At 68.0% G+C, this 6,191-nt stretch carries 5 protein-coding genes; all 5 read left to right on the top strand.

Annotation, left to right across the window (positions count from 1 at the left end; all coding sequences use genetic code 11):
• The first annotated feature begins 273 nt into the window (after positions 1-273).
• Positions 274-1,686, top strand: coding sequence for a glycosyltransferase (locus ACTOWY_RS08880; protein WP_441309121.1), 1,413 nt, complete (start codon positions 274-276; stop codon positions 1,684-1,686).
• 23 nt (positions 1,687-1,709) lie between these two features.
• Entirely contained in the window at positions 1,710-2,696 is a 987-nt protein-coding gene (locus tag ACTOWY_RS08875; protein WP_441309120.1) for an aldo/keto reductase, read from the top strand.
• Between the two features lie 24 nt (positions 2,697-2,720).
• Positions 2,721-4,001, top strand: a complete 1,281-nt coding sequence (locus tag ACTOWY_RS08870; protein WP_441309119.1) for a nucleotide disphospho-sugar-binding domain-containing protein — start codon at positions 2,721-2,723, stop codon at positions 3,999-4,001.
• A 3-nt stretch (positions 4,002-4,004) separates the two neighbouring features.
• Positions 4,005-4,730 carry a class I SAM-dependent methyltransferase gene (locus tag ACTOWY_RS08865; RefSeq protein ID WP_441309118.1) on the top strand — a complete coding sequence of 242 codons (726 nt, stop codon included), beginning with the start codon at positions 4,005-4,007 and terminating at the stop codon, positions 4,728-4,730.
• 173 nt (positions 4,731-4,903) lie between these two features.
• On the top strand, positions 4,904-6,073 hold the full coding sequence (locus ACTOWY_RS08860) for a DegT/DnrJ/EryC1/StrS aminotransferase family protein (protein WP_441309117.1): 1,170 nt from the start codon (positions 4,904-4,906) through the stop codon (positions 6,071-6,073).
• Positions 6,074-6,191 lie beyond the last annotated feature (118 nt).

Genomic DNA, 6,191 nt, shown 5'->3' with positions numbered 1-6,191 from the left:
GTCGGCTTCATTCGGGGTTGGGTTACCGACCTCCTGCGGAGGTTTTGGCCGGGTGGTTTGTGAACCAGTCGGTGGCGTGATATTTTCCTTTTGGGTCGAGTCCGGATTTTTCGGGGCACGTCAGTACGACTTGGGCCAACTCGGCGTACGAGAACGGCCAACACGCCGTACGAGTTCGGCCAACACGCCGGATGAGAGCGGCGAAGACTCGGGAAAACCCGGGGGTGGGTGTGTGAGAAAGGTAGTTGTGTTGTCTTCCGGAAGGTGCTGGGGATGAGTGTGGGCGACCGGCGGCCGATCCTGTTCGTGAGCAGGCCGGAGAGTGGGCTGCTCAATCCGATGCTGGTGCTGGCCGGTGAGCTGGTTGACCGGGGGGTGCCGGAGGTCTGGTACGCCACGGACGAGTCGCGGCGGGCGCAGATCGAGGAGCGGGGGCTGAAGTTCGTCTCGCTGGGGGCGGGGCCGCCGGAGTTGTCGCTGTCCACAATGGACGATGCGGCGTACGCGCGGTTCGCCAGCCGGTCCAAGTTCGTCTCGCACCGGGAATCGTTGCAGATGGTCATGCAGCCGAAGTTGATGGCTGAGGAGTATCGGCGGCTGACTGCTGCGGTGGATGAGTTGAAGCCGGCGTTGATGGTGATCGAGAGCGCGAGTGGGTTCGCGCATGCTCTCGCCATCGCGCGGAAGATTCCGTTTGTGGCGACGTTGCCGTTCCTGCCCAGTCACTCGTACGCCTCGTGGGTGCCGTTGATGGCGAAGTCGCACCTGCCGAAGCACTTCCCGCGGCCCAACACGGGGCTGCCGTTCCCGATGAACCCGGTGCAGAAGCTGAAGAACATGCTGTTCGGGTTGCGGACGCTGGCGATGTACATGGGCAAGAAGATGCGGCCGCACCTGACGGAGTACGTGAAGCTTCAGCAGGAGGCGGGGATCCGGCGGGAGGACACCCGGGCGGATGGGCAGGTCACCGAGTCGAAGTTTGTGATGGTGTTCTCGGTGGCGGAGGTGGACTTTCCGTTCCCGCGGCCGGAGGGGTTGCGGTTGACGGGGGCGATGGTGCCGCCGTTGCCGGAGGCGCCGGGGCCGAATCCGGTCAGTGAGTGGCTGGATGAGCGCGAGTCGGTGGTGTACATCGGGCTCGGCACTTTGCAGCGGCTCAACCGGGCTGAGGTGGCCGGGATTGTGGAGGTCGCGCGGAAGCTCAACGGGCGGCACCACGTGTTTTGGAATCTGCCCAAGGAGCGGCATGAGCTGTTGCCGCCTGCCGCCGAACTGCCGCCGAATCTGCGGGTGGAGTCCTGGCTGCCGTCGCAGTTTGATGTGCTGGCCCACCCGAGTGTCAAGGTGTTCTTCACTCACGCGGGCAGCAACGGGTTCCACGAGAGTCTCTACTTTGGCAAGCCGATGGTGACCCGGCCGATGTTCGCCGACTGCCACGACATCGCCCGGCGCGGTGAGGCCTTCGGGCTGAGCCTGACGGTCAACCGCCCGCACCTGATCGAACCTGAGGACATCGCCGCCAAACTGACCAGGGTGCTCACCGAACCCAGCTTCCGGCAGGCCGCCGAACGCATCGCCGCGATCCAGCAGGCCGCGGGTGGCCGGGAGCGTGGCGCGGACCTGATCATGGAACTGGTCAACGGCGAACTGGCACCGGCGCCGCAGGCCCTGCGGTCCCCCCACTGATCGCCCGGCCGAGGAGACCAGCGATGGAGTACACCACCCTGGGGCGGACCGCGTTGCGGGTCAGCCCGATCTGCTTCGGCACGCTGAATCTCGGCGTGCGCACCACCGAGCAGGAGGCGGTGGATCTGCTGGACCTGGCGCTGGAGCGCGGGGTCAACTTCCTCGACACCGCCAACCTCTACGGCTGGCAGAAACACAAGGGCTACACCGAGGAACTGCTCGGCGACTACTTCGCGCTCGGCGGGCTGCGCCGGGAGAAGGTGGTGCTCTCCACCAAGGTCGGCAACCCGATGACCGACCTGCCGAATGACTCCGGGCTGTCCGCACGCAACATCATCGCCTCCTGCGAAGCCTCGCTCAAGCGGCTGCGCACCGACTGGATCGACGTGCTGTTCATGCACCACATCGACCGGTCCGCGCCCTGGGAGGAGGTGTGGCAGGCGATGGAACACCTGGTGGCGCAAGGAAAAATCCGCTACGTGGGGTCCTCCAACTTCGCAGGCTGGCACCTGGTGGAGGCGCAGGCCAGTGCCAGGGAACGGAATTTCCTCGGGCTGGTCGCGGAAAGCTGCGTGTACAACCTGGTCACCAGGGCGGTGGAACTGGAACTGATCCCGGCCGCGCAGAAGTACGGGCTGGCCGTGCTGCCCTGGTCGCCACTGCACGGCGGGCTGCTCTCCGGCGCGCTGCGCAAGATGGCCGAGGGCTCGGCGGTCAAGACCGCGCAGGGCCGGGCGCAGGTGGCCATGCCCAAGCACGGGGACGCGATCGCCAGCTACGAGAAGCTGTGTGAGAGCCACGGACTGGACCCGGCCGAGGTCGGCATGGCCTGGGTGATGAACCAGCCGGGAGTCACCGCCCCGGTGATCGGACCGCGCACCGCCGAGCAGCTCATCGGCGCGCTCAACGCGATGGAGCTGGAACTGCCCGCGCCATTGCTGGAAGAGCTGGAACTGATCTTCCCGCCCGTCGGCAACGGCGGACCGGGGCCCGAGGCATGGGCCTGGTAAGTCTACTTAGGACGGAGTTCGGCTGTGCGGGTACTTTTTGTCAGCTTCCCGGCTGCGGCGCACGTCTACCCGATGGTGCCGCTGGCCTGGTCGTTGCAGGCCCAGTGCCACGAGGTGCGGGTGGCGGTGCACCCGTCGATGGCGCACGAGGTCGGCCAGAGCGGGCTGCCCGCGATCGCCTTCGGCTCCTGCGACAACGAGCGCATGCAGGCCATGCTGGAGTTCAACGCGAACCTGCACGACCTGGAGGACCTGGACAACGACCTGGCCATCCGCGGCGAGGAGGATGAGCCGTGGCACAAGGCATGGCTGACCCTGGTCGGCGCCCTTTCCTTGCACACGCCCGATCTGCCTGAGCTGGTGGCGCTGTGCCGGGACTGGAAACCGGATCTGGTGCTGTGGGACCCGCTGTGCATCCAGGCCGCGGTCGCCGCCGAGGCCACCGGCATCCCGCACGCCCGGCTGTTGTGGGGACAGGACAACGTGGGCTGGCTGTGGGAACGCTACTCCCGCCGCGAGCCCACCGGCGACATGATCATCGAGGGCTCGCTGGACTGGATGATGGCCCCGATGCTGGAGCCCTACGGCCTGGAGTTCAGCGAAACCCAGATCCTCGGCGAGTCCAGCATCGACCAGCGGCCGGCGGGCTGGCGGATCCCCACCGACATCGACTACCTGCCGATGCGCTGGGCGCCCTACAACGGCGGCGCGGTCACCCAGGGCTGGGCGACCACCCCGCCGCCGCGGCCCCGGGTGGTGATGACCTTCGGCACCTCCGGGCGCGGCCGATTGTTGTTCCACGTCAGCGGATCCAGCTTCGAGGACACCGTGCGCACGCTGTGCGAGCTGGACATCGAGCTGGTGGTCACCCTGGACAAGACCAAGCCGATCGAGAACCCACCGGAGAACCTGCGGATCATCGACTACGTGCCGCTGAGCCAGATCCTGCCCACCTGCGCGGTGATCATCAACCACGCGGGCGAGGGCTCGGTGATGACCGCCGGCGTGCACGAGGTGCCGCAGCTGCTCTGCCCGGTGCCCAACTGGGGTGAGCACAACGTGGCGCGCGGGGTGGCCGCCACCGGCAACGGGCTGGTGCTCGCCGCCGAGGACTTCACCCCGGAGAAGGCCAAGGCGGCGCTGTCCCGGCTGCTCACCGAACCGGAGTTCCGCGAGGGCGCGGCCCGCTTCCGGCGGGAGCTGGACACCCTGCCTTTCCCCGCTGAGCTGATCCCACTGCTGACCGAGCGCGTCCGCGCGCACCAGGGCGGCGGGGCGCCCGGACGACCTGACACGGAGAGATGACCTATGGGCACCGAGTACGGACACCGCCAGGCAGCGATCTACGACGTGGTCTACGGCACCCGCAACGGCAAGGACTGGGGCGCCGAGGCCGAGATGCTGGCCACCAGGATCAAGACGTTGAAGCCGGGCGCCAGCTCGGTGCTGGACGTGGCCTGTGGCACCGGCAACCACCTGGTCACCATGGCCCAGCACTTCGAGATCGCCGACGGCGTTGAGCTGTCCGCCGGGATGTGCGAGGTGGCCAGGACCAAGCTGCCCTCGGCCGACATCGTCGAGGCCGACATGCGCGAGTTCGACCTCGGCAAGCGCTACGACGCGATCACCTGCATGTGTTACAGCATCGCGTATCCGACCTCGGTGGGTGAGCTGAAGACCGTGCTGAGCCGGATGGCCGCGCACCTCAACCCCGGCGGCGTGGTCATCGTGGAGCCGTGGTGGACGCCGGAGACCTTCCTGCCCGGCTACTTCGCCGCCTCGGCCTACCAGGACAGCGAGCAGGCCATCACCCGCGTCTCGCACACCGTCAAGGACGGCAACACCAGCCGGATGACCATCCACTACACCGTGGCCGACCACACCGGGGTGGAGAGCTTCACCGAGCTGGACGTGCTGTCCCTGTTCCACATCAGCGAGTACACCGACGCGTTCGAGTCCGCCGGCCTGACCGTCCAGTACCACCCGGGCCCCCCGACCGGCCGGGGCCTGTTCGTCGCCACCGCGCCGAACTGACCCCACCCCACCGGAGTGTTGGCCGTTGTCGTACACAGTGTTGGCCGTTCTGGTACGCCCAGGGCCAAAGCGGCGTACCAGAACGGCCAAAGCGGCGTACAAGTTCGGCCAACGTGGCGTACGACAACGGCCAACACTCGGTGGGTGGGGACCGTCTAGGTAGGAGGGGCCTGATGGCCAAGATCAATGTGTTCCAGCCTTCGCTCGGGGCGGAGGAGGCGGCGGCGGTCGCTGAGGTGTTCGAGAGCAACTGGCTGGGGTATGGGGCGCGGGCGGCGGCCTTCGAAGCCGAGTTCGCCGCGCACCTCGACGTGCCCGCCGAGCAGGTCTTCCACATCAACAGTGCCACCTCCGGGCTGTTCCTGGCCATCGAACTGCTCGGGCTGGGTCCCGGTGACGATGTGGTGCTGCCCTCGGCCCACTTCGTCGCCGCGGGCAACGCGGTCGCCGCTTCTGGGGCCCGCCCGGTGTTCTGCGATGTGGACCCGGCCACGATGAACCCCAGCGCCGAGCACATCGCCGCGGCGCTGACCCCGGCCACCAAAGCGGTGCTCACCCTGCACTTCGGCGGCCAGCCCGGCGATATCGAGGCGGTCGCCAAGCTGTGCCGGGAGCGGGAGATCACCCTGATCGAGGACGCCGCCTGCGCGGTCGCGTCCACTGTGGACGGTCGGGCCTGCGGGACCTTCGGCGATATCGCGGTGTGGAGCTTCGACGCGATGAAGATCCTGGTCACCGGCGACGGCGGCATGTTCTACGCGCGCGACCCCGAGGTGGCGGCCAGGGCCAAGCGGCTGGCCTACTTCGGGCTGGGCAAATCGGCCAGCGGGTTCGTCAAGTCCAAGGCCCGCGCCCAGCGCTGGTGGGACCTGGAGATCGAGGAGTTCGGCCGCCGGATCATGGGCAACGACATCACCGGCGCGATCGGCAGCGTGCAGCTGGCCAAACTGCCGGGGTTCGTCGGGCGCAGGCTGGAGATCGCCGCGGCCTACGACCGGCTGCTGGCCGACGTGCCGGGCGTGACCACCCCGCCGCCGCTGCCCGCCGGGCACCGGAGTTCCGGCTACTTCTACTGGATCCAGTGCGAGACCGCGCTGCGCGACCGCATCGCCGCCGACCTCCTCGCGGCCGGCGTGTACACCACCTTCCGCTACCCGCCACTGCACCGGGTGCCCATCTACGGCGCGGTGGACGCGGACCTGCCCGGCACCGAACTGGCCGCGGAGACCACCATCCTGCTACCCCTGCACCAGTCGATCTCCGACGAGGACGGCGCCCAGGTAGTGGCCTCGGTCAAGTCCAGCGTGGCCGCCCTCACCCCGGAGCCGGTCCCCACCACCTGAAGTCCCGCGCCGTGTTGGCCGTTGTCGTACGGCGTGTTGGCCGTTCTGGACGGCGTGTTGGCCGGACTGGTACGCCCAGGACCAGCCTAGGCGTACCAGTTCGGCCAAGACTGGGTAC

It is taken from the genome of Crossiella sp. CA198, assembly GCF_052078295.1.
Taxonomy (GTDB): Bacteria; Actinomycetota; Actinomycetes; order Mycobacteriales; family Pseudonocardiaceae; genus Crossiella.
Note: the sequence above shows the minus strand (reverse complement) of the source record. Positions and strands in the feature narration are given on the sequence as shown.

Bases quoted from the DNA above. Each gene is read 5' to 3' on its own strand.
- ACTOWY_RS08875 (WP_441309120.1), top strand. From the start codon at position 1,710: ATGGAGTACACCACCCTGGGGCGGACCGCGTTGCGGGTCAGCCCGATC.
- ACTOWY_RS08865 (WP_441309118.1), top strand. From the start codon at position 4,005: ATGGGCACCGAGTACGGACACCGCCAGGCAGCGATCTACGACGTGGTC.
- ACTOWY_RS08880 (WP_441309121.1), top strand. From the start codon at position 274: ATGAGTGTGGGCGACCGGCGGCCGATCCTGTTCGTGAGCAGGCCGGAG.
- ACTOWY_RS08860 (WP_441309117.1), top strand. From the start codon at position 4,904: ATGGCCAAGATCAATGTGTTCCAGCCTTCGCTCGGGGCGGAGGAGGCG.